Consider the following 1302-nt stretch of genomic DNA (forward strand, 5'->3'; position numbering starts at 1 on the left):
CGGCGAAGCGGGAGACCGACGAGGGTGTCACCCATCTGACTGCGGAGTTGCCGGTCGTGGTGTCGATCGGGGAGAAGGCGGGCGAGCCGCGTTACCCCTCGTTCAAGGGGATCATGGCGGCGAAGAAGAAGCCGGTGCAGACCCTGGATCTGGCCGGTGCCGGGATCGACGCCTCCGAGGTCGGTCTGGCGAACGCGTTGACCTCGGTCGTGTCGGCGTCGCCGAAGCCGCCGAAGCAGGCCGGTGAGAAGGTCACCGACGAGGGCGACGGCGGCGCGAAGATCGCCGAGTTCCTGGTCGGGCAGAAGCTGATCTGATCCCGGTTCTTCCTGGCTTCCCTGTTCGTTTGGAGATAGAGATTCATGGCTGAGGTTCTGGTCCTCGTCGACCACGTCGACGGTGACATCAAGAAGACCACCTACGAGTTGCTGACCGCCGCCCGCGCGCTGGGTGAGCCGTCGGCGGTCGTCGTCGGTGTCGCGGGCACCGCCGGCAAGCTGGCCGACGGCCTGACCGAGCACGGCGCCGAGAAGATCTATGTCGCCGAGACCGACTCCACGGACTTCCTGTCCCCGGAGACGACGGTGCTGGAGTCGCTCGTCGGGTCGGTGTCCCCGGCCGCGGTGCTGCTCGCGGCCACCGGTAACGGTAAGGAGGTCGCCGGTCGGCTCGCCGTCCGGACGGGCTCGGGGCTGTTGTCCGATGTGGTCGGGGTCTCGGCGGACGGTGTGTCGCACTCGATCTTCGGTGGTGCCTACACCGCTGAGGCCAGGTCGAACACCGAGCACCCGGTGATCACCGTGCGGCCGGGTTCGATCGAGATCGAGGCCGTCGCGGGTGCGGGTGCGCGGGAGACCGTCGAGGTCCCGGCGCCGTCCGGGCGTGCTGCGACCGTGACCGGTCGTGAGCCGATCCAGGGTGGGTCGCGTCCGGAGCTGACCGAGGCGACGGTGATCGTGTCCGGTGGGCGTGGTGTGGGTTCGGCCGACGACTTCACCGTCGTGGAGGGTCTGGCGGACTCTCTTGGTGCTGCGGTGGGTGCCTCGCGTGCCGCGGTGGACTCGGGTTACTACCCGCCGCAGTTCCAGGTCGGTCAGACCGGCAAGTCGGTCTCGCCGCAGCTCTACATCGCGCTGGGTATCTCCGGTGCGATCCAGCACCGTGCCGGTATGCAGACGTCGAAGACGATCGTCGCGGTGAACAAGGACGAGGAGGCGCCGATCTTCGAGATCGCCGACTTCGGCATCGTGGGTGACCTGTTCACGGTCGCGCCGCAGCTGCAGGAGGAAGTGGCCAAGCGCA

2 protein-coding genes are annotated in these 1302 nt (G+C 68.0%); both read left to right on the forward strand.

What is annotated here, in order from left to right:
• Positions 1–317: electron transfer flavoprotein subunit beta/FixA family protein (locus tag WHI96_RS27680; RefSeq protein ID WP_432422468.1), on the forward strand; the 317-nt coding region annotated here is incomplete at its 5' end.
• A 45-nt stretch (positions 318–362) separates the two neighbouring features.
• Positions 363–1302, forward strand: a 940-nt coding sequence (locus WHI96_RS27685; protein WP_349302519.1) for an electron transfer flavoprotein subunit alpha/FixB family protein, incomplete at its 3' end; no start/stop codon positions are given.

Source organism: Pseudonocardia tropica (assembly GCF_040105315.1).
In the GTDB taxonomy this organism is placed as follows: Bacteria; Actinomycetota; Actinomycetes; order Mycobacteriales; family Pseudonocardiaceae; genus Pseudonocardia; species Pseudonocardia alni.